This window comes from Rudaea sp., from assembly GCF_047601565.1.
Taxonomy (GTDB): Bacteria; Pseudomonadota; Gammaproteobacteria; order Xanthomonadales; family Rhodanobacteraceae; genus Rudaea.
This window is the reverse complement of sequence record NZ_JASGIY010000001.1, coordinates 3,389,956-3,412,431: the sequence shown is the minus strand read 5'-3', so window position 1 is coordinate 3,412,431 and position 22,476 is coordinate 3,389,956. Positions and strand designations below refer to the sequence as shown.

The 22,476-nt window shown below is 62.6% G+C and carries 22 protein-coding genes, 4 tRNA genes and 2 pseudogenes; 18 read left to right on the top strand and 10 right to left on the bottom strand.

All coding sequences use genetic code 11. The features are described from left to right. Positions 1 to 133: 133 nt before the first annotated feature. Entirely contained in the window at positions 134 to 259 is a 126-nt protein-coding gene (ykgO, locus tag QM741_RS15130) for a type B 50S ribosomal protein L36 (RefSeq protein WP_298070998.1), read from the bottom strand. A gap of 130 nt (positions 260 to 389) precedes the next feature. Here ykgO and QM741_RS15125 point away from each other — a divergent pair. The 10 genes from QM741_RS15125 to QM741_RS15080 all read left to right on the top strand — a co-directional run bounded on the left by QM741_RS15125 (position 390) and on the right by QM741_RS15080 (position 8,412). Further along, positions 390 to 466: transfer RNA gene (locus QM741_RS15125), tRNA-His, on the top strand. An 84-nt stretch (positions 467 to 550) separates the two neighbouring features. Further along, positions 551 to 626, top strand: a tRNA-Lys gene (locus tag QM741_RS15120). Between the two features lie 131 nt (positions 627 to 757). Beyond that, positions 758 to 842: transfer RNA gene (locus QM741_RS15115), tRNA-Leu, on the top strand. Between the two features lie 105 nt (positions 843 to 947). Further along, positions 948 to 2,252: a trigger factor gene (gene tig / locus QM741_RS15110; protein WP_415208489.1), complete on the top strand. Its 1,305-nt coding sequence runs from the start codon at positions 948 to 950 to the stop codon at positions 2,250 to 2,252. Positions 2,253 to 2,341: 89 nt separating this feature from the next. Then, positions 2,342 to 2,977, top strand: coding sequence for an ATP-dependent Clp endopeptidase proteolytic subunit ClpP (gene clpP, locus QM741_RS15105; RefSeq protein WP_415208488.1), 636 nt, complete (start codon positions 2,342 to 2,344; stop codon positions 2,975 to 2,977). A 193-nt stretch (positions 2,978 to 3,170) separates the two neighbouring features. After that, positions 3,171 to 4,445: an ATP-dependent Clp protease ATP-binding subunit ClpX gene (gene clpX / locus QM741_RS15100; RefSeq protein WP_415208487.1), complete on the top strand. Its 1,275-nt coding sequence runs from the start codon at positions 3,171 to 3,173 to the stop codon at positions 4,443 to 4,445. 28 nt (positions 4,446 to 4,473) lie between these two features. Further along, positions 4,474 to 4,965: a regulatory protein RecX gene (locus QM741_RS15095; protein ID WP_415208486.1), complete on the top strand. Its 492-nt coding sequence runs from the start codon at positions 4,474 to 4,476 to the stop codon at positions 4,963 to 4,965. 162 nt (positions 4,966 to 5,127) lie between these two features. After that, positions 5,128 to 7,761, top strand: coding sequence for an alanine--tRNA ligase (gene alaS / locus QM741_RS15090; protein WP_415208485.1), 2,634 nt, complete (start codon positions 5,128 to 5,130; stop codon positions 7,759 to 7,761). Positions 7,762 to 8,007: 246 nt separating this feature from the next. After that, positions 8,008 to 8,211: a carbon storage regulator CsrA gene (csrA, locus tag QM741_RS15085; RefSeq protein ID WP_415208484.1), complete on the top strand. Its 204-nt coding sequence runs from the start codon at positions 8,008 to 8,010 to the stop codon at positions 8,209 to 8,211. Between the two features lie 108 nt (positions 8,212 to 8,319). Next, a tRNA-Ser gene (locus tag QM741_RS15080) sits at positions 8,320 to 8,412 on the top strand. 251 nt (positions 8,413 to 8,663) lie between these two features. Here QM741_RS15080 and QM741_RS15075 read toward each other — a convergent pair. Beyond that, entirely contained in the window at positions 8,664 to 9,251 is a 588-nt protein-coding gene (locus QM741_RS15075) for a hypothetical protein (RefSeq protein ID WP_415208483.1), read from the bottom strand. Between the two features lie 75 nt (positions 9,252 to 9,326). Further along, on the bottom strand, positions 9,327 to 9,821 hold the full coding sequence (tadA, locus tag QM741_RS15070) for a tRNA adenosine(34) deaminase TadA (protein WP_415208482.1): 495 nt from the start codon (positions 9,819 to 9,821) through the stop codon (positions 9,327 to 9,329). An 86-nt stretch (positions 9,822 to 9,907) separates the two neighbouring features. On the opposite strand from tadA, the gene QM741_RS15065 reads away from it, so the two are divergent. Beyond that, entirely contained in the window at positions 9,908 to 10,951 is a 1,044-nt protein-coding gene (locus QM741_RS15065) for a threonine aldolase family protein (protein WP_415208481.1), read from the top strand. Positions 10,952 to 10,981: 30 nt separating this feature from the next. Here the strand turns inward: QM741_RS15065 and QM741_RS15060 are convergent, their stop codons facing one another. Continuing rightward, on the bottom strand, positions 10,982 to 11,995 hold the full coding sequence (locus QM741_RS15060) for a zinc-binding alcohol dehydrogenase family protein (RefSeq protein WP_415208480.1): 1,014 nt from the start codon (positions 11,993 to 11,995) through the stop codon (positions 10,982 to 10,984). Between the two features lie 136 nt (positions 11,996 to 12,131). Between QM741_RS15060 and QM741_RS15055 the strand changes: the two genes are divergently transcribed. After that, a complete protein-coding gene (locus tag QM741_RS15055; RefSeq protein WP_415208479.1) occupies positions 12,132 to 12,920 on the top strand; it encodes a sulfite exporter TauE/SafE family protein in 789 nt (262 codons plus the stop codon). Here QM741_RS15055 and QM741_RS15050 read toward each other — a convergent pair. The 3 genes and pseudogenes from QM741_RS15050 to QM741_RS15040 form a co-directional block, all read right to left on the bottom strand. Further along, positions 12,917 to 13,123, bottom strand: a complete 207-nt coding sequence (locus tag QM741_RS15050; RefSeq protein ID WP_415209137.1) for a hypothetical protein — start codon at positions 13,121 to 13,123, stop codon at positions 12,917 to 12,919. The genes QM741_RS15055 and QM741_RS15050 overlap by 4 nt on opposite strands. Before the next feature lie 167 nt (positions 13,124 to 13,290). Continuing rightward, positions 13,291 to 14,262: a PDDEXK nuclease domain-containing protein gene (locus QM741_RS15045; RefSeq protein WP_415209136.1), complete on the bottom strand. Its 972-nt coding sequence runs from the start codon at positions 14,260 to 14,262 to the stop codon at positions 13,291 to 13,293. Between the two features lie 18 nt (positions 14,263 to 14,280). Beyond that, positions 14,281 to 14,778: pseudogene (locus QM741_RS15040) on the bottom strand (type IV secretory system conjugative DNA transfer family protein); the annotation flags it as partial. A gap of 189 nt (positions 14,779 to 14,967) precedes the next feature. Here QM741_RS15040 and QM741_RS15035 point away from each other — a divergent pair. Then, positions 14,968 to 15,396, top strand: coding sequence for a nuclear transport factor 2 family protein (locus QM741_RS15035; RefSeq protein ID WP_415208478.1), 429 nt, complete (start codon positions 14,968 to 14,970; stop codon positions 15,394 to 15,396). Positions 15,397 to 15,744: 348 nt separating this feature from the next. Here QM741_RS15035 and QM741_RS15030 read toward each other — a convergent pair. After that, a pseudogene (locus QM741_RS15030) lies at positions 15,745 to 15,837 on the bottom strand (DUF2958 domain-containing protein); the annotation flags it as partial. A 229-nt stretch (positions 15,838 to 16,066) separates the two neighbouring features. Between QM741_RS15030 and QM741_RS15025 the strand changes: the two are divergent. Continuing rightward, positions 16,067 to 17,146, top strand: a complete 1,080-nt coding sequence (locus QM741_RS15025) for a hypothetical protein (RefSeq protein WP_415208477.1) — start codon at positions 16,067 to 16,069, stop codon at positions 17,144 to 17,146. Here the strand turns inward: QM741_RS15025 and QM741_RS15020 are convergent. Both QM741_RS15020 and QM741_RS15015 read right to left on the bottom strand, forming a co-directional pair. Then, the gene (locus QM741_RS15020; RefSeq protein ID WP_415208476.1) at positions 17,068 to 17,835 is read right to left on the bottom strand and encodes a hypothetical protein; all 768 of its coding nucleotides are present in this window, start codon (positions 17,833 to 17,835) and stop codon (positions 17,068 to 17,070) included. The genes QM741_RS15025 and QM741_RS15020 overlap by 79 nt on opposite strands. Positions 17,836 to 17,842: 7 nt before the next feature. Then, positions 17,843 to 18,181, bottom strand: a complete 339-nt coding sequence (locus QM741_RS15015; RefSeq protein WP_415208475.1) for a DNA-binding protein — start codon at positions 18,179 to 18,181, stop codon at positions 17,843 to 17,845. 102 nt (positions 18,182 to 18,283) lie between these two features. Here QM741_RS15015 and QM741_RS15010 point away from each other — a divergent pair, with 102 nt between their 5' ends. From QM741_RS15010 to QM741_RS14995, 4 genes are all read left to right on the top strand, one after another. Further along, a complete protein-coding gene (locus QM741_RS15010) occupies positions 18,284 to 19,363 on the top strand; it encodes a site-specific integrase (protein ID WP_415208474.1) in 1,080 nt (359 codons plus the stop codon). 254 nt (positions 19,364 to 19,617) lie between these two features. Next, positions 19,618 to 20,514, top strand: a complete 897-nt coding sequence (locus tag QM741_RS15005) for a nucleotidyltransferase (protein ID WP_415208473.1) — start codon at positions 19,618 to 19,620, stop codon at positions 20,512 to 20,514. Positions 20,515 to 20,951: 437 nt separating this feature from the next. Further along, a complete protein-coding gene (locus QM741_RS15000; RefSeq protein ID WP_415208472.1) occupies positions 20,952 to 21,308 on the top strand; it encodes a hypothetical protein in 357 nt (118 codons plus the stop codon). A gap of 44 nt (positions 21,309 to 21,352) precedes the next feature. Continuing rightward, entirely contained in the window at positions 21,353 to 22,462 is a 1,110-nt protein-coding gene (locus QM741_RS14995; RefSeq protein WP_415208471.1) for an HNH endonuclease, read from the top strand. Positions 22,463 to 22,476: the final 14 nt, after the last annotated feature.

Sequence of the window (22,476 nt, the reverse complement as noted above, 5' to 3'; positions counted from 1 at the left end):
CGATGTTGCCAAGCCGACCTGGCCGTTGCAAGGTCGGCGGCGGCGATGCGGCCTCGATGTGCGGAAATCGTCCCGGAAAAGGCGAAGGCCGCCCCGAGGCGGCCTTCGCAGCAACCAGGCAGGGACGACCGGCTCAGCGCTGGCGCGCCTTGAAACGCGGATTGCTCTTGCAGATCACGAACACCTTGCCGCGACGGCGCACGATCTTGCAATCGCGATGGCGCTGCTTGGCGGACTTGAGGGAGGACAGGACTTTCATGGGGTTTCCGTAAATTATCGGGACGGCTGACAAACTCAACTGCGCATTCTAACCGAAACCCGGTGCGTTCGTACACCCTTGGTGAGGAGTTCCTTTTCCACGAAGTTGCGCTACAATGCGCGGCTCGATGGTGGGTGTAGCTCAGTTGGTTAGAGTACCGGATTGTGATTCCGGTTGTCGTGGGTTCGAGTCCCATCATCCACCCCAGCCTTCGCCTCTTGCGCGCTTCCGCAAGCGGGGAGGGAGAGTGGCCATCACGCTGCGCGTGATGTCATTCACCGGTTGGAATGGGGGCCGTTAGCTCAGTTGGTAGAGCAGGAGACTCTTAATCTCTTGGTCCAAGGTTCGAATCCTTGACGGCCCACCACTTTTCCCCGCGGAGCGGATCGGCGATCATACGCGGTGTCGGCGAGTGCGCTTCGACTTCCGCCCCAACCCTTGCGACATTTTGATCAGGCGTGGTCCGGGCGTCGCGCACGTCCATTGGATGTAGGCCGGGCGAACGTGGCGGAACTGGTAGACGCACTGGATTTAGGTTCCAGCGGGGCAACCCGTGAGAGTTCGAGTCTCTCCGTTCGCACCAACAGCTAACTTATGATCGCGTCAGTGATCACGCGATTTATCTTTTTCGCAGCAGCAATCGGCCCGCGATATAATTCCCAACTACGGAATTTCCAGGTAAGCCCACATGCAAGTCTCCATCGAAAACCTCGGCAAGCTCGAACGCAAGCTCACTGTCCGCGTTCCCGCCGACCAATACGAATCGCAGGTCAAGGCGCGCCTGGCCGAAGTCGCGCGCAGCGTGCGCCTGAAGGGTTTCCGCCCCGGCAAGATTCCGCCTCGGGTGATCGAGCAGCGTTTCGGCCCCCAGGTGCGCGGCGAGACGATCTCCGAACTGATCCGCAACAGCTTCAACGAGGCCGTGGGCAAGGAAAACCTGCGGCCGGCGATGGCGCCCGAGATCGATACGACCGGTCAGCCGACGGACGGCCAGATCGAATACACCGCCAAGTTCGAAGTGTTGCCCGAGATCGGCCCCATCGACGTCGGCCAGCTGGAAATCACCAAGGTGACCTCGAGCGTGACCGATGCCGATGTCGACGCGATGATCGAAACGCTGCGCGCCCAGCGCCGCGAATGGGTGCCGGCCGCGCGGGCCGCACAGCCGGGCGACATGGCCCTGTTCGAATACGCGGCGCAGGGCAGCGATACGAGCGGCAGCTTCCGCCATCCCGCCGAAGGCATGGATCGCGTCGGCACGATCCTCGGCTCGGGCTCGATGACGACCGGCATCGAAGAGGCGCTGCTCAACCGCGTCGCGGGCGACACGGTGACGGCCGAAGTGGATTTCCCCGCCGACTTCCGCGAACCGGCACTGGCCGGCCGCCGCGCGCAAGTGGAGGCCAAGCTGATCCGCGTCCAGGAATCGAGGCTGCCCGAGGTCGACGATGCCTTCATCAAGGCGTTCGGCATTGCCGACGGCGGCGTCGACAAGTTCCGCGCCGACGTGCGCGCAAACCTCGAGCGCGAACTGAAGGGCATGTTGTCGGCGCGGCTGAAAAACGAAGTCGTCGGCAAACTCGTCGCCACGCACGCGGCCATCGATCTGCCGCAGGGAATGATCGAACGCGAAGCCGAAATGCTCGCGCAGCAGGCGCAGGAGCAGGCGCGCCAGCAAGGGCAAGCCACGCCGGGGCCGGAAGCATACCGCGACGTCGCGCGCCGCCGCGTCGCCGCCGGCGTGCTCGTCGGCGAAATCGCCCGCGCGAACAACATCCGCCTCGACAACCGCCGCGTCGCCGAGACGTTGGCTTCGTTCGCCTCGACCTATGAGGAGCCGGAGCGCGTGGTTGAACTTTACCAGCGAGATCCCCAACTCATGGGCGGGCTGCAGAGCCGCGTCATGGAAGATCAGGTCGCCGACTGGATCGCCGATCACGCCCAGGTGACCGAACAGCATCTGAGCTTCGGCGAGGCGATGCGCCCGAGTTGATTTTTGCAATCCTCCGTGATCGCGAAGATCAATAAGCAGCCTTCCTTGGCCGCACTTTTCAACAAAGCATTTTCTTCGAGGAGCACGCCATGAGTTCCACCGTCGAACCGATACGCAACCTCAACCTCGTGCCGATGGTGGTCGAGCAGACCTCGCGCGGCGAGCGCGCCTACGACATCTACTCACGTCTGCTCAAGGAGCGCGTGGTGTTCTGCGTCGGCCCGATCGACGACTACATGGCCAACGTCATCGTCGCGCAGTTGCTGTTCCTCGAATCCGAGAATCCGGAAAAGGACATCAACTTCTACATCAACAGCCCCGGCGGCGTGGTCACCGCAGGGCTGGCGATCTACGACACGATGCAGTTCGTGCGCTGCGACGTCAGCACGATGTGCGTGGGTCAGGCGTGCAGCGCGGCCTCGCTGCTGCTGACGGCCGGCGCCAAGGGCAAGCGCCTCGCGCTGCCGAACTCGCGCATCATGATCCACCAGCCTTCGGGCGGCGCGCAGGGTCAGGCCACCGACATCGAAATCCAGGCGCGCGAGATCCTCTATCTGCGCAACCGCCTGAACAACATCTACGTCAAGCACACCGGCCAGCCGATCGAGCAGATCGAACGCGACATGGAGCGCGATCGCTTCATGAGCGCGGACGACGCCAAGACTTACGGCCTGATCGATTCCGTGCTCGAATCGCGCCCTGTCGAGTCGATCAAGACGGCTTGACCGTTTCCCCCTCCTTGGAGAGGGAAACGCGAGGCGCCGGACCGTTAAGAGCGTTCCGGGGAAACCGTTCAGGGATCGCGTCCCTGCCTTATCGGCCGCCGCATGCAGTGCCATTCAAGGCATTGCATGCGGCGGCTTCGACCTATGCTATTCTTCCGACTGACATTTCTTTGTAAAGGAACCGGAGCCCGGCATGAGTGACGATCGACAGAGCCGCTCTGGCGACAACAACAAGATCCTCTACTGCTCGTTCTGCGGCAAGAGCCAGCACGAAGTCCGCAAGCTGATCGCGGGCCCCAGCGTGTTCATCTGCGACGAATGCGTCGAGTTGTGCAACGACATCATCCGCGAGGAACTCGAGGAAAAAGCCACCGGCGCGCGCAGCCATCTGCCCAAGCCCAGGGAAATCCTCGACGTTCTCGAGCAGTACGTGATCGGCCAGACGCGCGCGAAGAAAACCCTCGCGGTCGCCGTCTACAATCACTACAAGCGCATGGAATCGCGCAAGGCCAACGACGAGGTCGAGCTGGCCAAGTCGAACATCCTTCTGATCGGCCCGACCGGCTCGGGCAAGACGCTGCTCGCGGAAACGCTCGCGCGCCTGCTCAACGTGCCGTTCACGATCGCCGACGCGACGACGCTGACCGAGGCCGGTTACGTCGGCGAGGACGTCGAGAACATCATCCAGAAGCTGTTGCAGAAGTGCGACTACGACGTCGAGAAGGCGCAGACCGGTATCGTCTACATCGACGAGATCGACAAGATCTCGCGCAAGAGCGAGAACCCGTCGATCACGCGCGACGTGTCGGGTGAGGGCGTGCAGCAGGCGCTGCTCAAGCTCATCGAAGGCACGATCGCCTCGGTACCGCCGCAGGGCGGACGCAAGCATCCGCAGCAGGAATTCCTGCAGGTCGACACCAAGAACATCCTGTTCATCTGCGGCGGCGCGTTCGCCGGCCTCGAAAAGGTGATCCAGCAGCGTTCGGAGTCGACCGGCATCGGTTTCGCGGCCGAAATCCGCAGCAAGATCAAGCACACCAACGTCGGCAAGGTGCTCGCCGACGTGGAGCCGGAGGATCTGGTCAAGTTCGGCCTGATTCCGGAATTCGTCGGCCGCCTGCCGGTCGTGGCGACGCTGGAGGAACTCGACGAGTCCGCACTCGTCAAGATTCTCACCGAGCCCAAGAACGCGATCGTCAAGCAGTTCAAGCGCATGTTCGAGATCGAAGGCACGGAACTCGAGTTCCGCCCCGACGCGCTCACTGCCGTCGCGCGCAAGGCGCTCAAGCGCAAGACCGGCGCGCGCGGCCTGCGTACGATCATCGAATCGGTGCTGCTCGACACGATGTACGAGCTGCCTTCGCTCGAACACGTCAGCAAGGTCGTCGTCGACGAGGCCGTGATCAACGGCAATGCCGAGCCGTATCTGATCTACCGCGGCATCCAGTCGCGCGCCGCCTCGGAGTGACGGCGCCGTAAGGGGGGCAGGGCGTCGAATGGCGCGTCGTTCGCAAAGTGGCCGGCAGGGCGAGGCCTACGACAAGGCGCTCGCCTTTCTCGCGCGGCGCGAACACTCCGCGCGTGAACTGAAGTCGAAGCTCGAACAACGTGGGCTCGACGCCGGCGAAAGCGCCGCGGCGATCGCCGAATTGCAGTTGAAGCATTACCAGAGCGACGAGCGCTTCGGCGAGATGCTCGTGCATTCGCGCCTCGAAGGCGGCTATGGCGCGCGCTGGATCCTCGCCGAGCTGCGCCAGCACGGCATCGACGAGAGCCGCGGACGCGAGCTGATCGAGGCGGCCGAGCCGGACTGGCCACACTTGATCCGCCGCCAGTTGCGACGCCGCTACGGTGGGCGCAAGGCGGTCGATTTCGCCGAGCGCAACAAGCGCGCCGCCTTCCTCTTGCGTCGCGGCTATGACGCCGCAACTGTTAAACTAGTCGTGGGCGAAAGCGTCCTCGCCGACTCGTCCGACGAAGCCGATTGAATCCACCTTCCTTGTCGTTCCGGCGAAAGCCGGAATCCAGCGTCTTTTTCCTGAATGCCTGGTGCAAAGCACAAGGTGCTGGATTCCGGCTTTCGCCGGAATGACGAGCGGTGTTTTCCGATTGCGCCCTATCCGCCGTGTTCAACGCTTTTTCTTGGCTCAATGAAAACCAGCGCCGAAATCCGCCAGATCTTCCTCGACTTCTTCAAGTCCAAGGGCCATACCATCGTGCCCTCGGCGCCGCTCGTGCCGGGAAACGACCCGACGTTGCTGTTCACGAACTCAGGCATGGTCCAGTTCAAGAACGTCTTCCTCGGCAGCGAGAAGTTACCCTACGTGCGTGCGGCCGACGTACAGCGCTGCCTGCGCGCCGGAGGCAAGCACAACGACCTCGACTCGGTTGGCTATACCGCGCGCCATCACACCTTCTTCGAAATGCTCGGCAACTGGTCGTTCGACGACTATTTCAAGAAAGAAGCGATCCACTGGGCCTGGGAGCTGCTCACCGGCGTATACAAATTGCCGAAGGAGCGCCTGCTCGTCACCGTCTACCACACCGACGACGAGGCGTTCGACATCTGGCACAAGGAAATCGGCCTGCCGGCCGAGCGCATCGTGCGCATCGGCGACAACAAGGGCGCGCCGTTCGCCTCTGACAATTTCTGGCAGATGGCCGACACCGGCCCTTGCGGCCCGAGTACGGAAATCTTTTACGACCATGGCTCGGAAATTCCCGGCGGCCCGCCCGGATCGCCCGACGAGGACGGCGACCGCTTCATCGAGATATGGAACCTCGTCTTCATGCAGTTCGACCGCGCGGCCGACGGCACGCTGACCAAGCTGCCCGCACCCTGCGTCGACACGGGCATGGGCCTGGAGCGCCTCGCCGCCGTGCTCCAGCACGTGCATTCCAACTACGAGATCGATTTATTCCAGCGCCTGATCAAGAAGGCCGCGGAACTGACCGGCACGAAGGATCTCGAGAACAAGTCGCTGCGCGTGATCGCCGACCATATCCGCGCGGCAAGTTTTCTCGTCGTCGACGGCGTGTTGCCATCGAACGAGGGCCGCGGCTACGTCCAGCGCCGCATCATCCGCCGCGCGCTGCGCCATGGCTACATGCTCGGCATGCGCGAGCCGTTCTTCTACAAATTGGTCGATACGCTCATTGCGGAAATGGGGCAGGCCTATCCCGAACTCGCGGCGAAGCGGGACGTCGTCGCCAGGGCGCTCAAGGCCGAAGAGGAACGTTTCAGCGAGACACTCGAACATGGCATGAAGGTGTTCGACGACGTCGCTGCGCGCGCCTCGAAGGTCATTCCGGGCGCGGACGCATTCCGCCTCTACGACACCTATGGCTTTCCGGTCGATCTCACCGCCGACATCGCACGCGAACGCGGCCTGGCCGTGGACATGGCCGGCTTCGAGCAGGCCATGAACGAACAGCGCGAACGCGCGCGTGCGGCGAGCCAGTTCGAATCGAAGGCGAACCTGTCAGCCGACCTCGTGCAGAAACTCTCGCCGACACAGTTCCTCGGCTACGAATCGTTGACCGCCGATGGTTTGAACCTCATCGCGATCGTGCGCGGTGATCAAGCTGTCGACATTCTGAACGACGGCGAGGAAGCCACGCTGATTCTCGACCGCACGCCGTTCTATGCCGAATCGGGCGGGCAGGTCGGCGATGCCGGCGCGCTGGCGGCGGGCGAGGGCAGGCTCACTGTAACCGACACGATCAAGCTTGCCGGCAGCTTCCACGGCCATGTCGGGCGCTGGAGCGGCAAGCCGCTGCACGTCGGCGCCGCGCTGCGCGGCGAGGTCGACGGCGCGCGCCGCCAGGCGATCGTGCTCAACCATTCGGCAACCCATCTGCTGCATTCGGCGCTGCGCCGGGTGCTGGGCGAGCATGTCGCGCAGAAAGGCTCGCTGGTCGCACCCGACCGCCTGCGCTTCGATTTCTCGCATAATGCGCCGGTGTCGCGCGCCGACCTGCAGCGCATCGAGACATTGGTCAACGACGAAGTGCGCCGCAACGTCGCCGCCGACGTGCGCCACATGAAATACGACGAAGCGATCGCGTTCGGCGCGATGGCGCTGTTCGGCGAGAAGTACGGCGACGACGTGCGCGTGCTCAAGATGGGAGATTTCTCGATCGAACTCTGCGGTGGCACGCACGTCGGCCGCACCGGCGACATCGGCCTGTTCAAGATCACGGGCGAAAGTGGCGTCGCCTCGGGCATCCGCCGCATCGAAGCGGTCACGGGTGCCGGTGCGCTCCGATACGTCGAAGAGGAGGAGACGCAACTCGACATGATCTCCCGCCTGCTGTCCGCCAGCGGCGGTAGCCTCGTCGACAAGTTGGAAGCGCTGTTCGACAAGCAGAAGAAGCTCGAACGCGAGCTCGATACCCTGAAGGCGAAGGCGGCTAGTGTGGCGGCCGGCGACCTGGCAAGCGGCGCCAAGGACATCGGCGGCATCAAGCTCGTCGCGGCACGGCTGCCCGGCGTCGACGCGAAAGCGCTGCGCGATAGCGTCGACCGGCTCAAACAGCAACTTGTCGACAGCGTCGTGCTGCTTGCCGGTGCCAGCGATGGCAAGGTTTCGCTCGTCGCGGGCGTCAGCGGCAAGGCACTTGCCCGGGTCAAGGCCGGCGATATGGTCGCCCACGTGGCAGCGCAGATCGGGGGCAAGGGGGGCGGGCGCCCCGATATGGCTCAAGGGGGGGGCGAGGATACGCCCGCATTGGGGGAAGCGCTGCGATCACTGTCGCACTGGGTTCAAACACAACTGGTGTAATGTGTATTACAATAAAAAGACTACGAATGTTTCGTTCGTTGCGTGATCGATACCTCGTGGGCTAGTATCCGCGCAACCAGACCGATCTGTACCCGATTCGCCCAGCGAGAGCGCAGGTTGGCCGCCTGACAGGGGACGGACGGTTGTGGGTGCCGTGTGTTCATGCCGTTGCCGTGTGCGCGCCGTCATGGTTGATGTTGCGCATCAAGTCGTTTGGAACGACGAACAGGCCTAAGGAGATTCAAAATGCTTATCTTGACCCGCCGCGTCGGCGAAACATTGATGATAGGAGAATCGGTCAGCGTGACGGTTCTCGGCGTCAAGGGGAACCAGGTTCGAATCGGAATCAACGCTCCCAAGGATGTCGCGGTGCATCGCGAAGAGATCTATCAGCGCATCAAGCGCGAACACTCCGAACAGAATGAAAGCGCACCGCCGTCAAGCCCCTGATCGCACTTTACCCAAGCGCACAAACTGGCTATCTTAGAACTCCCGTCGCTGGCCGAGACGGGCGACTGCCATGTGCTGCTTGGCCCACTAGGCGATCCACAGAATCCCGGAGAGATGCCCGAGAGGCCGAAGGGGCTCCCCTGCTAAGGGAGTATAGGGTCAAAAGCTCTATCGAGGGTTCGAATCCCTCTCTCTCCGCCAGTTCAGTCCACCTCTGGACATACCGGTTGTGGCCGTTTACCAGCAATCGGAGTGTCTGATCCATGTGGATGAATCTTCAAACTCGAAAGAGTGTTGCTCATAAACGAAGATTTGCATGCGGCGACCAAGAGTTTCTCATCTTGGCTCTGACAGGGTATCTTCTGCAGATTATTTTGATTTTACATAATATACATTCACGCAAATCAAAGCCACGGCATCGACGAAAGTGCATAACGTGGTTGCTGCCAGGTCTACAACCCCGAAATGTGTATTGCATGGCGTGACCAATTCACCGGTCCCGGCACCATGTTGGCGCGCATCTGTTTCAGCTCGGCCGCGTCGTGGAAATCGACGTAGGGCGTCAGGTCCAGAGTATCGGGCACCTTGCTGAGATTTTCGTCGCCGATCACCTTGATGTACTTCTCCATGAACTCGTTGTAGGCGTCCCAGGTCACGCCTTCAGCGCGCACCGCGGCCTGCTCGGCGTGCAATGCGATCTGGTGCGAGGTCAGGTAGTGCATGCCGAGCAACTGGATCAGCGACTTTTCGACCGCCTCGTGGACGATCAGGAAACGGTCCGTGTTCACGCGCTTGCCGCGATAGACGAAGCTCCTCGGCATGTGCCGGTCGATGAAGATCGTATGGCCGTCGAGGCTGTAGCCGGCGAGGTAGGGAATGTCGAAACGCCGGTCGAGGTGGACGCGCGCAATGATCGACTTCATCGCCTTGTCCATCATCCCCCTGCCGATCACCCATTCGGGCCAATGCGACTTGGAGTTTTTCTTGGTCGCCGGCGCGAGCGCCTTGTCGAGCTTCGGGTGCCGTCTTGTACCGTGCATGGTCCCCTCCTCCCTACCGGTTTGCGGAGACGGCAGCCTAGCGCAGGCTTTGTTGGAATTTCCCAAGCTGCCGGATCAACCGCGGCGCTGGCGGAAGAATTCGCGCAGCATCACGCCCGCTTCGTCGCCGAGGAGGCCCCCGGAAACGGCGACGCGATGGTTGTGCAACGGCGAGACCAGCGTATCGAAGACGCTGCCCGCTGCGCCGGTCTTCGGATCGGCGGCGGCGTAGACGACCCGCTCGACGCGGGCGTGCACGATCGCACCGGCGCACATGGCGCACGGTTCCAGCGTGACGTACAGCGTCGACCCGGGCAGGCGATAGTTGCCCTCGCGCGCGCCCGCGTCGCGCAACGCGACGATTTCGGCGTGCGCGGTCGCATCGTTGCCGGTGATGCTGCGGTTCCAGCCTTTGCCGATGATCACGCCGCCGCGCACGAGTACGGCGCCGACCGGCACTTCCTCGTGCGCATCGCGCGCGTGCGCGGCGAGCTCGAGCGCGCGGCGCATATGAGCGATGTCGTTCGAGTCAAACATCGGCGACGATGAAAGCGAGAGGTCGGCAGGCATGAAGGGATTTTAACAGTCGCAGAGATGCGGATTCGCCATCCTCCCGTGCGCGAATGCGATACTCCACCGACTCACCGGAGGTCTTCATGCCCGCATCGAACCAGAACTTCGCCAGCGACAATGTCGTCGGCGCCTCGTCTGAAATTCTTACCGCCATCGCCGCGGCCAACGGCGGTGCGCAAGCCTCCTACGGTTCGGACGACTATTCGCAGCGCGTCGAACGCACGCTGCGCGATGTCTTCGAAACCGATCTCGACGTGCTGCTGGTCGCGACGGGTTCCGCGGCCAACGCGCTGTCGCTGGCCGCGATGACGCCGCCCTGGGGCGGCGTGCTCTGCCATGAGGAAAGCCACATCAACAACGACGAATGCGGCGCCCCGGAGTTCTACAGCGGCGGCCGGCTGATCACCCTCGGCGGAGCGGGAGCGAAGCTCGATCCCGGCACGCTGAAGACGCACTCGCTGGCGAAGATCGGCGACGTGCACTGCACGCAGCCCACTTGCGTGAGCATCTCGCAGGTGACCGAACTCGGCACCGTCTATTCGCTGGACGAGTTGCGTGCGATCGGTGCGGTCTGCCGCGAGCGCAAGTTCCGCCTGCACATGGACGGCGCACGCTTCGCCAATGCGCTCGCCGCGCTCGGCTGCACCCCTGCGGAGATGACCTGGAAGTCCGGCGTCGACGTGCTTTCCTTCGGCGCGACCAAGAACGGTGCGCTCGCGGCCGAGGCGATCGTCGTGTTCGACCGCAGCCTCACCACGGAATTGGCTTACCGGCGCAAGCGCGGCGGCCATCTGCTGTCGAAGATGCGCCTGATCGCGGCGCAGATGGACGCCTATCTCGCCGGAGACCTGTGGCTGCGCAACGCGCGTCACGCCAATGCGATGGCGCGGCGCCTGGCCGAAGGATTGCGCGGCGTACCCGGAATCGCCGTGCACGAGGGCTGCAACGCCAACATACTGTTCTGCACCCTGCCCCGGTCGATCAACGACGGCCTGCATGCGCAAGGCTTCCACTTCCACGGCGATCGCTGGGAGCCTGGAGTGGTTCGCCTCGTGACCTCGTTCGCGACGCAAGCTGCCGACGTGGACGCGTTCATCGCGGCCGCGCGCGGCCTCAATTCGAACTGATCTTCGCCACAGAGCGACGAGAGCACGGGATCAAAACCCCTCGAGCACGATCTTGCCGCGCGACGCACCGCTTTCGAGCAGCGCGTGCGCGCGCTTGAGGTTGGCCGCGTTGATCGTGCCGTAATGCTCGGCGACGGTGGAGCGGATCACGCCGCGGTCCACCAGCTCGGCGATGCGGCGCAGGATCTCGCCCTGGCGCGCGAGCTGCGGCGTGCGGAACGTCGAACGCGTGAACATCGATTCCCAGTGCAGCGACAGCGACTTGCGCTTGAACGCGAGCACGTCGAGCGCCTTCGGATCGTCGATCAGCGCGAACTGGCCCTCGGCTTCGAGCAGGTCGGGAATCTGCGCCAGGTAGTCGTCGGTATGGGTGACGCCGATCGCCGCGCTGACCTGCCCAATCCCGACCGCCTGCAGCCCTTGCGCCAGCGGCTTCGCGTGATCGATCACGTGATGCGCGCCGAGTCCGCGCACCCAGTCGCGCGTTGCTTCGCGCGAAGCCGTGCCGACAATGGTCCAGCCGGTCAGCTTGCTCGCCAACTGGACGAGGATCGAGCCGACCCCGCCGCCCGCGCCGATCACGAGCAGCGTATTGTCGCGCGTCGGATCGGCGGTCTGTACCTTGAGCCGGTCGAACAGCAGTTCCCAGGCGGTGATCGAAGTCAGCGGCAATGCGGCCGCGGCCGCATAGTCGAGGCTGGCGGGCATCGGCCCGACGATGCGTTCGTCGACGAGCTGAAGCTCGCTGTTGCTGCCGGCGCGGGTCACGTCGCCCGCGTACCAGACCTTGTCGCCGGGCCTGAACTTGCCCGTCTTCGGACCGGCGGCGCGCACGACGCCGGCGGCGTCCCAGCCGAGGATGCGCGGCTGCCCGTCGGTCGAAGCCGCACGCAGGCGCACCTTGGTATCGACCGGATTGACCGAAATCGCCTTGACCTCGACCAGCAGGTCGAAATCGCCGGGCGTCGGCTCGGCGACGTCGACATCGAGCAGCGAGTCTGCCCGGTCGATTGGAAGGGACTGGAAATAACCTATGGCTTTCATGGAATTGCCCGATTCTCGAAAAGTGGTCCGTGACGCGGAAAGCATGCCGCGGCATATGCAAATTCCCGCGGGTTGTTGGAAGTAGCCAGCGGGGTTCACGAGTATGACGCACGCGACCGCGCCGCGATGCCCTGCAATGCCCGATCTCCACTCGAACAACGCGATCTACACCCTCTGCGGCCTGCTGGTCGGCGTCCTCGTCGGCTTCACCGGCGTAGGCGGCGGTTCGCTGATGACCCCGCTGCTGGTCCTTGTTTTCGGGTTCAATCCGGCCACGGCGGTGGGCACCGACCTGCTCTATGCCGCGCTTACCAAGACGTGCGGCACCTTGGTGCACGGGCGCAACGCGACGGTCGACTGGCGCCTCGTCGGCCGGCTGGCCAGCGGCTCGATCCCCGCCGCGCTCGCGATGATCCTGCTGCTCCGCTATCTGGACCATAGCGGCCGCGGCTCCGATCACCTGATCGGCGGCATGCTCGGCATGGCGCTGATCCTCACGGCAGCCGGTCTGCTTTTCCGCGGTTACTTTCTCGGCCGCCTGGCGCATCGTGTGGCGAGCCTGTCGGAACGGCAGATTCATCGCCTGACCGTCGCGCTCGGTCTGGCGCTCGGCATACTCGTTTCGCTGACGTCCGTCGGCGCCGGCGCGATCGGCATGGTCGTGCTGCTCCTGCTCTATCCCGAGGTGCCGTCCGCCCGCCTCGTCGGCACCGATATCGCGCATGCCGTCCCGCTCGCCTTGGTCGCCGGTCTCGGCCATTGGTATCTCGGCAGCATCGATGGCACGCTGCTCGTATCCCTGCTCGTGGGATCGCTGCCCGGCATCGTCATCGGCAGCCAGTTGGCCGCCTATGTGCCGGACCGCGTTCTGCGCCCGATCCTCGCGACCGCACTCGCGGCGGTGGGCACGCGGTTGATCGCCTAGCTATAGCCCTTCAAATATCCGGTCACGAGGCGCGCGCTCTCGTCGACGAGCGCATCCAGCGTTTCGTCCGAAAGCATCTCGGAATGGTGAAGCACCGCGTTGTGTGTCAACGCTTCGATCGAGGTCACGCATACAAAGGACGCGAGCTCCAGATCGTCGACGCGGAGTTCGTGCCGATGGCTCTCGAGATAGGCCCTGAACAGGACGTAGTTCTCGCGGTTGAAGGCTGCCAGCTTTACCGTCAGAAAAACACGTCCTTTGCTGGCGCGGGTTTACGCAGCATCGGCTCATCATCAATCAGCTTCAATCATACCGAACTGGCGACCGCACTTCAGCCCCGCTCCCCAGAGCAGCTTGACGTGTTCCATCCTCATATGCCCTCCAGCAACCGGGCAATGGCTTCCGGCGACGGCAACTGATCCTTCAGCTTCTTCGGCAGCGTCTTCGTGATTTCATAGGTCGCCACGCCGATGGGCTTACGCGCGTCGCGCAGCGCGTACTCGACGATGGTGCGGGTCTTCTCCTTGCACATGATGATGCCAATGGACGGGTTCTCGTCGTCCTGCCGCACCTGCGCGTCCAGCGCGGCCAGGTAGAACTGCATCTTGCCGACGAACTCTGGCACGAACTTGCCGATCTTCAATTCGATCGCCACCAGCGCACGCAGCCGCCGGTGGAACAGCAAGAGATCAATGAAAAATTCTTCGCCATCTATCTCCAGTCGATACTGGCTGCCCATGAAGGCATACATGCCGCCCATCGCCCGCAGGAAGTCCTCGATGCGGGCAATCAGCGCGCGTTCCAGCTCACGCTCGCTGTGTTGTTCACCGAGTTCGAGGAAGTCGAAGGCGTACTCGTCCTTGACCGCCAGCTTGGCTTGCGCGCGCAGAGCCGGTGTCAACGTCTGGTCGAAATTGGTCTGGCCGAGCAGCGACTTCTCGTAGCTCTGGTTGTCGATCTGGTGCGCAAGCACGTTCTTCGACCAACCGAACTTCCGCGTCATGCGCAGGTAGAACTCGCGCTCCTGAGCGTCCTTGCAGCGCGACAGGATGAGCAGGTTGTGCGCCCAGCCGATTTCTCCAACCAGTGGTTGGAGTTTTGGCGCAGCACTGTATTCCTGAAAGAACTGGCGCATGTACCACAGGTTCTGCGTCGAGAACCCGCCCACGCCGGGGAAGGCTACGCGCAAGTCGGCGGAAAGCTGCTCCACCACGCCCTTGCCCCAGCCCTCGGTCTGCTGCCGCTCGACGATCAGCCGCCCGATGTCCCAATACAGGCCGACCAGTTCCTTGTTGACCGCGCGCAGCGCCGCGTATTGGGCAGACTGGATGCGCGCCTTCACCTCGGCCAGCAAGGCCGGGTACAGCGAAACGGGATGGTGGGATGCGATGAGGTCGGCGATGCGCCAGTCGCAGCGCGAGGTGACGTGGGCCACCGTGGGATCGCGGTACAGACCGAGAAAACTCATCGCGGTGGACAGCACGCCGGAGCGTTCGTTATCGCTCTTGTTGAGCACTTCGCGTGCAGCGGATGCGACGACGGGATGCGGCAGGTCGTCCAGATGCCGCGTCGTCATCATGCGGTGCAGTGTCCACTCAAACGGGCACGCAGGATCGGAGAGGAAGTTGGCGACGCCGCTCAGCGTCTTGTCCTCGCCGGCATACAGCACGTGCAGGATCGCCCCGACCAGCAGCGCGTGCGAGGTCTTCTCCCAATGGTTGCGGCGTTCGAGCGCACCTTCGGGGTCCACGAGAATGTCCGCAATGTTCTGCACGTCGCGCACTTCGTGCGTGCCGCGCCGGACTTCGAGCAGCGGGTTGTAGGCCGCTGAACGGGCGTCGGTCGGATTGAACAGCAGCCCGCCGCTCCCGACCTGACGCTGGCGCGAGCTTGATCGAGCGCGGTAAAGACGCGCGGTACCGCAGCTTCAACTTGTACCAATTGAAGACCAAGGCCATGCAATCAATTTTGGTCGAGAGGCCAATCTCCTTTCATTCATCCTCCCGTTCTTGGAGACGGCGAACAAGCCCCATGCTGGAGCATCGACATGATCAGCCATGAGCAGGCCATCGCCAACCTCATCTATCGCTACGCCTTTCTGGTCGATGATGGCGATTTTGCTGGATTGGGAACGCTCTTTGCGGATGGTCAGCTTACTCTCAACAACGCGCCTGCGGCCATCGGCGCGGACGCAGTGGAACGCTTCGCGCACGCATCACTGCGCATCCACAATGACGGTACACCGGGCACGCGCCATGTGATTAGCAACGTCATCATCGAGATCGACGACGATGCTTTGGCCGCCCACGCCGAGGCTTACTACACCGTCTTCCAGGCACTGCCCGATTTTCCGCTGCAACCTATCGCCTGCGGCCGCTATCAGGATAGGTTCGTGCGACATGGGGATCGCTGGATCTACAAGGAAAAGATTGTCCGCACCGGGTTGATGGGAGACCTCAGCCGTCACCGGCGCTGAAAGTAGGTAGCGAGGACGTGCTGCGTGGGTTAGTTCGACGCGGCGGTCAAGGAATGAAGTTGTCCCCATGACGCCAGGCGCCATCGGCGTGTAGCCTCTAGCAGCCAGGCCATTCCAACAGGCACGGACAGGCATGCAAAGCGCGCTGGCCCGTGAGGGCCGAAGACCGCGCCGGCGTAGCCGGGGCGGCGGGCTTGCAGGGGCGCCAAGTGCAGCGCGGCGGGGATAGCCCGCAGGGCTTTCCCCTGGAGTGCAAGCGGCAGCGCGCAGCGCCGAAGGCGCGAAGGCATCGGCAGCGGACGCAGCAGAAAAAAGCGCGTCGCCCCGAAGGACGACGCGCTTGCGAGGTCACACGACGATCCGCCCGGCGTGCCGCGCTTCGCGCGCATAGGCGCTCAGGCGTTTCTCCGCGCGAAAGTGCAAATCGCGCTCGATCGGCAGGCGTCAGGGATCAACGCCGGATGGCCGCGACTCGGCACGAGGCGCGGGGCGTAGCCCGCGAGCCCGACGGCGGAACGCCGGGACGCCCAGCGGGTCCCGGCCTACGCTGTAGCGGACCTTCCCTCATTCACTGCACAGTAAAAATTGCCATTTGACCGAATATTCGCTAGGATTGGCATATTTACTGAACAGTGAACAATGCTCCTGGTGCTCCATGCTTGAGTCCACCTTGACCGAACGACAGTTGATCACCCGATTCGTGGAGGCCCTACGGGAGCTTCCGGAAGTGGAGGCCGACCTCGAACACTGGGAGTCCCCCGGAGCCCACGGCGACCGTGGATACGACGCCCAGGTCGATCTGCACGTCGCCGACAAGTCCTTCGTCTTGCTGATTGAAGCCAAGAAAGCCGTTTTTCCCCGAGATGTCCGTCAAGTGATCTGGCAGCTCCGGGAAGCGAGTCACGGACGACCTGCAAGGCAAGGGCAAGCGCCGCTGCCACTCCTCGTCGCCGAATCGCTCTCCCCCGGCGCGAAGGAACTGCTCAGAAACGAGCGCGTCGGCTACTACGACAGTGGCGGCAGCCTGTACCTGCCTGCGCCTGGGGCGTACCTCTACATCGACAAACCGCCCCCCAAGACCCTCACAAAGTCCGTGCGTACGCTGTTTACCGGACGACGCGCTCAGGTGCTTCACGCCCTGTTGGTGAAGCACCAGAACTGGTTCGGCGTCACGGATCTGGCACAACAGGCGATGGTGTCGCCTGCCACCACCTCGCAGGTGCTGACCGAACTGGAGCGCTTCGACTGGCTGGTGGCGCGTGGGCAAGGCCCGAGCAAGGAGCGCCACCTTCGCGAGCCGGCGGCCTTGCTGGACGCATGGGCTAGGCAGCTCGCCACCATCCGCCCCTCACCTCTGCGCCGGTACTACGTGCCGGGCACGAAGGCAGATACGCTGGCAACGCGGCTCGGCCAGGTCTTCGACGCGCACGACGTCCAGTACGCAATCAGCCACGAGGCCGCCGCACAGCGCTACGCGCCATTCCTTTCCAACGTCTCCCAGGTGCGCGTGCGCGTGTTGATCGGCGCAAACGCCGATGCCGCGATCGGCGACGTGGACGCGCGTGTCGTCAGCGAAGGCGCCAACCTGGGCGTCATCGAAGCCAAGTCGCCGGGTGAATTGCTGTTCCGCGAGCGGGTCGATGGCCTGTGGCTGGCGAGCCCGATCCAGATCTATCTCGACCTGCTGCGCGGCGAAGGCCGCTCCAAGGAAATGGCCGAGCATTTCCGCAAAGAAAGGATCGGCTTCTGATGGCCAAGCCCGCAACGCTCGACGGCTACAGCGACCAGTACACGGTGGACTGCGAACGTGTCCTCGTGACGCTGCTGCGCGGTCTCGGACCGTGGAAGGATTCGATCTATCTGGTCGGAGGGCTCACACCACGTTACCTCGTCGCCGCACGGCCGCCCGCCGTTCCGGCGCACGCCGGTACGCTGGACGTGGACATCGTGATCGACCTTCAAATCCTGGCCGACACCGAGGCCTATCACACGCTGGAGGACAACCTCAAGAAGATGGGCTTCGAGCGCGCCGAGAACGAAGCCGGAAAGAAGCTCTCGTGGCGTTGGCAAACCCGCACCGAACACGGTGCGCTGATGGTCCTGGAACTGCTGGCCGACGCACCGGACCTCGCTGGCGGCAAGGTGCAGCCGCTGCCAACGGAAGGCACGATCTCGGCTCTGAACATCCCGCACTCGTCGATCGTTTTCGACCTGAACCAAGTCACCGAAATCCAGGCGGAACTGCTGGGCGGCAACGGCGTCGCCACCGAGAAGATCAAGCACGCCAATCTCGTCAGCTTCACCTGCCTGAAGGCCTTCGCGTTCGACCAGCGCTTCGAGCGCAAAGACGCGCACGACCTGATCTATTGCATCGAGCACGCGACCGAGGGCATGGACGCCGTGGCTGAGGCCTTCCGCAACGAGCGAGGAGGCAAGCACGGTGCCGTCATTGAGGCCTCGCTGGCGATCCTGCGCAGCCGCTTCGCTGGCGACGAGAGGACCGAGGGCTATCGCAAGGATGGTCCGATATCGGTCGCAAAGTTCGAGCTGGATGAAGGCGATGAGCCGGAGCAGCGCGAAGCGCGATCTCTGGCAATTGCGCCCGTGCCTGCGCGGCCAGGCGCCCGGCCAATTCCGCCCACCACACCTCGATCAGACGCAGCAGCGTGTTCGGCGATCCGGTGCCGAGTTCGGCGCGAACCTTTTCGATCGTCGGCCGCTCGCCACGGGCCAGCAAAGCATCTGCGGCCTTCGTTACCTGGTCTTGCGTTACGCCGCGTGCCATTTTCGCCTCCGATGTCGTCGCCCCACTCTTTTGCTTTTCTACTAACGATAAGTGATGATTATCGTTAGTATGATCCTTATTTCGTAGTATAGACTACATTGTATGAAAGAAAAAAAATCCCTACCTGCGCTCGCTTCCCCCGCTTCCCAGCTGCTGCTGCCGGAACAATTGGCCGAACAAGCGGCCAATGCGGTGCGCGAACTGCTGGCCGAAGCCGCTGCCGCGAACACCACGCGTAGTTACGCGAGCGCCCTGCGCTATTGGGCCGGCTGGCATCGCGCGCGCTTCGGCATCGAGTTGGCGCTCCCAGTCAGTGAGGCCACGGTGATTCAGTTTCTCGTCGACCATATCCAGCGGCGCAGCAAGGCTGGCCTGGCTTGTGAGCTACCGCCCGAGATCGACGCGGCGCTGGTCGCGGCCGGACTCAAAGCCAAAATCGGGCCGCTGAAGCTCTCCAGCGTCGCGCATCGCGTCGCGGTGCTGTCGACCGCGCATAAGCTCAAGCGCCGGCCGAATCCGTGCGAACTGCCGACCGTACGTACACTGCTCAGCCGCGCTCGTCGTGCGTCCGTCAAACGCGGCGAACGGCCGACCAAGAAAACCGCGATTACCCGACCGGAGCTCGAGGCGATGCTGGCGACGTGCGACGACAGCCTCGAGGGCCTGCGCGACACCGCCCTGCTCTGCTTTGGCTTTGCCAGTGGCGGCCGTCGGCGCAGCGAGATCGCCGCGGCGGATATGCGGGATCTCCGCCGGACCAGCGAGGAGACCTATATCTACCGGCTGGAGCACAGCAAGACGCAACAGGCCGGCGTGACTGCCAATTCGACACCGGACAAGCCGATCATTGGGCGCAGTGCGTGGGCACTGACCGAGTGGTTGGAGGCCGCAGACATTATCGAAGGGGCGATGTTTCGACGGATCTGGAAGAACCGGGTCGGTCCGGCGCTCTCCCCTGCTTCCGTCGGCCAGATCGTGCAGCGGCGGGCTCGGCTCGCCGGGCTGGAGGGGAATTTTGGGGGACATAGCCTTCGCTCGGGCTTCGTTACCGAGGCCGGTAAACAAGGCGTGCCGCTGCCGGCGGTGATGGCGATGACGGAGCATCGGTCGGTCGCGAGTGTGGTCGGGTATTTTCAAGCCGGGGCAGCTGAAGAGAATCCGGCTGCGCGCCTGTTGAAATGAAATCAACAAGAAAGGTCAAATTCTGACGCGGAATAATGGTGAATTATCCCGCCTTAAGCCGACTTTTCTTCCCGAAGTGGGTTCACCGCGGTATGAAATTGCTTCCCTCGGTGTTATTTCAGCAACCGCTTGAAACTGTGATCGATGACCCATAGATGTTGGGTTTCGGACCACGCCCGAACCCAATTTGTAGCGCTGTCGCGGGAATTGAGACGGCCAGCGGGTACGGTGTGGCCCTCTAAACAGGAGGGACTATGAACGATTTGAACATCGGCATCGTGCCATCGCGTGACGCTGTCACCGCCGCGCTTTTAAGCCGCCTCGCGTACAACCTCGATCTCACCTCGACACAATATGAGCGAGCGCGTTCTGCCTACGAGACAGTCGGCAGTGTCCTTGCCGCCGACCTGCGTCTCCCTCTTGCCCGTTCGAAAGTGTTTCCACAGGGTTCGTTTGCGCTGGGTACAGTAGTAAAGCCATTGGCTGACAGCGACGAAGGATTCGATGTTGATTTGATATGCCGGCTTGCCAGCACCGAGGCATTGCTGCCGGCGCAAGCCAAGGCGTTGGTTGGAACCTGCCTGGCAAACGATGGCCGCTACAAGGATAAGCTTAAGGAGAAAGCGCGATGCTGGCGCGTAGTGTTCGCGGGCGAGTTCCATATGGACATTGCGCCAGTCGTACCCCGTCTTGCTGGCGGCGATCTGATTCCCGATCGCGAGTTGCGCGTTTGGATTCCGACAGCGCCCGAACTCTATGCCACCTGGTTCAATCGGTTGGCCGATGCCGCGCAAACCCGACGACTAACCGAGGCCTATGTCATCAAAGCCGAAGTTATCCCGTTTCCTGACGATCCGGCGGAACGAGGCTGGCTTCGCCGTCTCGTACAGGTACTGAAGCGACACCGTTGTGTTTGGCGAGACAGCTTGCCGGCGACCCGCCGCGACTACGCGCCAATCTCGATCATCATCACGACGTTGGCGGCGTACGCGTTTGGTGAAGTCGCATCGGCGCAGCGATTCGACTCGCCACTAGATTCTGCTTCGAGCCGTTGTCGACGGTATGCCGACGTTTGTCGAGCATCGCTCGTTGCCCAACGGGCGCGCTCAATGGTGGGTACAAAGCCCCGTTGCGGACGAGAACTTTTCTAACCGCTGGAACGAAGCGCCCGAATGGGCCGAGTGCTTTTACAGTTGGCACTCCAGCGTTGTGCAATTGCTCGATTCGTTGAAGAAAGCGGAAAGCTTGGACGAACGGATCGAACAATTCCGTGAAGCGTTCGGAGAGACAGCTACAAAGGGCGTTGTGAAGGACTACGGAGACCACATGCTGAAGGTTCGTGAAGCCGGAGGGCTTCGGCTGACTAGCTCTGGACTTACGGCAACCTCGGCAGCGATCGGCACTCGAGTTCAACCGCATACCAATTTCGGTGGCTAAGCCGAGCATTCATCGTTCGAAGCTAACGGCGGCTCAGCAATGGGCAGCGCTCAGGTATGCCCATTTGGAAGGTTGGACAGGTCGATTGGGTCCTCACAGTTTCGAGGCCGCATTCGATATCCGTCCCCTTCCCGCTTCGCGGCAGTACCGCGTGAGCATCGCCTATAAGAACGGCGGGAGTCCAAAGATTCAAGTGCTAACGCCGAATTTATTCGAACTCGCGCATGGCAAGGAGCCGCCGCACCTGTATCCGCCAATGAGACATCCGGCCAGCCTTTGTCTGTTCCATCCAGATCGTTACGAATGGACACGCCAAATGCGAATCGTCGACACAATCGTTCCCTGGACTGCCGAATGGCTTTTTCACTACGAGTTGTGGCTCGGTACCGGTGAATGGCACGGTGGCGGTGAGCATCCTGAATCCGGACGCTCGCGAGGTTATAGCCGACGCTTGAGTGAACGCTGGCTTCGCCAGCGACCGATGACTTCCTCGGGAGCCGTGGCATGAGGCGATGCTCCCAAGGCCGCGAGCAACTGGCAACCTACGACAGAATGTATCTGTGGGCGCGGGCAGGAGGCGCGTGCGCGCTCTGTGGTACCGACCTCGCGCAAGATGTCCGAACGTTAAAGCGTGTCGCATGGGGCGAATTGGCACATATCATTGGAGCTCGACCTGACGCAGCCCGAGGCGATGTCGTTGCATCGCCCGAGCTGGCAAAGGATCCGGACAACATTGTCTTGTTGTGCCCGTCGTGTCATACGAAAGTAGACAAAGACGAAACCGCCTATTCGGTCGAACTTTTGCGTCGAGCCAAACAGTGGCACGAAGAACGTGTGCGTGCTGCTGCGAGATATCCCGCTTCGGCGCAAGCCTTGCCGATTGCTCTTACTAGCAAGATTCGGGATACCCCGAACGAAATTACCGACAATCTGATTGCAGAGGCGATGCTCCAGGTAGGACTGGTCCGCGGCCGCGACGACGTATTTCGGATCGATCTCGGCGATCCGGCTGAACACGGAGGTCGTACTAACGAGTACTGGGCGACACAGATGCGTCGCCTGCGGTTCGTATTGGAAGGTCAGCTTGATGGCCGCTCCGCGGATCAGGGGCCCCTTTCGGCGATCGCTCTCTTCGGCCGCGCAGACATGTCGTCGCTCATTGCAGCAGGAACACTTGTCGGTAACCGTTGTGCACTTCATGTGTTTCAACCACGCCGACGAGACGGGCGCTGGCTATGGGCTGATCTTGCAGCGAAAGCACCAGCCTTCAAATGGAATGCGACTACGCCCCTAGAGGGCGATGGGCCACTCGTTTTGGTGTTTTCGTTGTCCGTGCGTGTGCCGATAGCAGACGTCCTGGCGGTGTTCCCGGATGATCCTAGGCCACGCGTCGTCGAGTTCACTGTCGACGAGCCTGGACACGAGCTTGTGCAAGGCCCGCTTGTCGGCCCGGCGTTTCATGATGCCGCGCGAGCGTGTGTGTCCGAGTTGGAATCCCATTTGCGAGCAGATCGTTCCGTACATGTCATACCGGTCATGCCGGCCTCACTCGCCGTCCATTTCGGTGCAGCGATCACACTCAACTATATGCCGACGTACCACATCTACGAGCGCAATGGTGACCAGGCCTTTGAATTGGCAATGCAACTGCCTTTGCCGTAGTTAGTGCCAACGAT

Bases quoted from the DNA above. Each gene is read 5' to 3' on its own strand.
- ykgO (WP_298070998.1), bottom strand. From the start codon at position 259: ATGAAAGTCCTGTCCTCCCTCAAGTCCGCCAAGCAGCGCCATCGCGAT.
- tig (WP_415208489.1), top strand. From the start codon at position 948: ATGCAAGTCTCCATCGAAAACCTCGGCAAGCTCGAACGCAAGCTCACT.
- clpP (WP_415208488.1), top strand. From the start codon at position 2,342: ATGAGTTCCACCGTCGAACCGATACGCAACCTCAACCTCGTGCCGATG.
- clpX (WP_415208487.1), top strand. From the start codon at position 3,171: ATGAGTGACGATCGACAGAGCCGCTCTGGCGACAACAACAAGATCCTC.
- QM741_RS15095 (WP_415208486.1), top strand. From the start codon at position 4,474: ATGGCGCGTCGTTCGCAAAGTGGCCGGCAGGGCGAGGCCTACGACAAG.
- alaS (WP_415208485.1), top strand. From the start codon at position 5,128: ATGAAAACCAGCGCCGAAATCCGCCAGATCTTCCTCGACTTCTTCAAG.
- csrA (WP_415208484.1), top strand. From the start codon at position 8,008: ATGCTTATCTTGACCCGCCGCGTCGGCGAAACATTGATGATAGGAGAA.
- QM741_RS15075 (WP_415208483.1), bottom strand. From the start codon at position 9,251: ATGCACGGTACAAGACGGCACCCGAAGCTCGACAAGGCGCTCGCGCCG.
- tadA (WP_415208482.1), bottom strand. From the start codon at position 9,821: ATGCCTGCCGACCTCTCGCTTTCATCGTCGCCGATGTTTGACTCGAAC.
- QM741_RS15065 (WP_415208481.1), top strand. From the start codon at position 9,908: ATGCCCGCATCGAACCAGAACTTCGCCAGCGACAATGTCGTCGGCGCC.
- QM741_RS15060 (WP_415208480.1), bottom strand. From the start codon at position 11,995: ATGAAAGCCATAGGTTATTTCCAGTCCCTTCCAATCGACCGGGCAGAC.
- QM741_RS15055 (WP_415208479.1), top strand. From the start codon at position 12,132: ATGCCCGATCTCCACTCGAACAACGCGATCTACACCCTCTGCGGCCTG.
- QM741_RS15035 (WP_415208478.1), top strand. From the start codon at position 14,968: ATGATCAGCCATGAGCAGGCCATCGCCAACCTCATCTATCGCTACGCC.
- QM741_RS15015 (WP_415208475.1), bottom strand. From the start codon at position 18,181: ATGGCACGCGGCGTAACGCAAGACCAGGTAACGAAGGCCGCAGATGCT.
- QM741_RS15010 (WP_415208474.1), top strand. From the start codon at position 18,284: ATGAAAGAAAAAAAATCCCTACCTGCGCTCGCTTCCCCCGCTTCCCAG.
- QM741_RS15005 (WP_415208473.1), top strand. From the start codon at position 19,618: ATGAACGATTTGAACATCGGCATCGTGCCATCGCGTGACGCTGTCACC.
- QM741_RS14995 (WP_415208471.1), top strand. From the start codon at position 21,353: ATGTATCTGTGGGCGCGGGCAGGAGGCGCGTGCGCGCTCTGTGGTACC.